Source organism: Lysinibacillus sp. GbtcB16 (assembly GCF_019091145.1).
Lineage (GTDB): Bacteria > Bacillota > Bacilli > Bacillales_A > Planococcaceae > Lysinibacillus > Lysinibacillus fusiformis.
The window spans coordinates 1-270 of the sequence record NZ_JAGXJV010000413.1 but is presented as its reverse complement, the minus strand read 5'-3'; the positions used below and the strand labels follow the sequence as shown (position 1 = coordinate 270).

Here is a 270-nt window from a genome sequence, read left to right as displayed (position 1 = left end):
GTGTGTAGGGTACTGCGGGCTTTAATTCCACGAGTTTCGTGTAATAGTACATATACGCGTCTAGGGTATGAATGGAGATGCTTTGAACATAGGGCTTAGGATATGAGAAATCAAATAGAAATGGATTAAGCTTATAGCCGATAATTTCTTTTTCCAAGGAGTTGGATGCTCGAATGTAATTCAGCAGACCGTTCTGCACCGCAGGGGAGATCGAGACGGCTAGCGAGAGCTCTTCAATGTTTTGCATATACAAATCGACCATTTCAGAAA

Annotated in this window: 1 protein-coding gene; it reads right to left on the bottom strand. The window is 42.2% G+C overall.

The features are described from left to right. The coding region (locus KVT27_RS24740) for a hypothetical protein (protein WP_217582182.1) at positions 1–247 on the bottom strand (247 nt) is incomplete at its 3' end. Positions 248–270 lie beyond the last annotated feature (23 nt).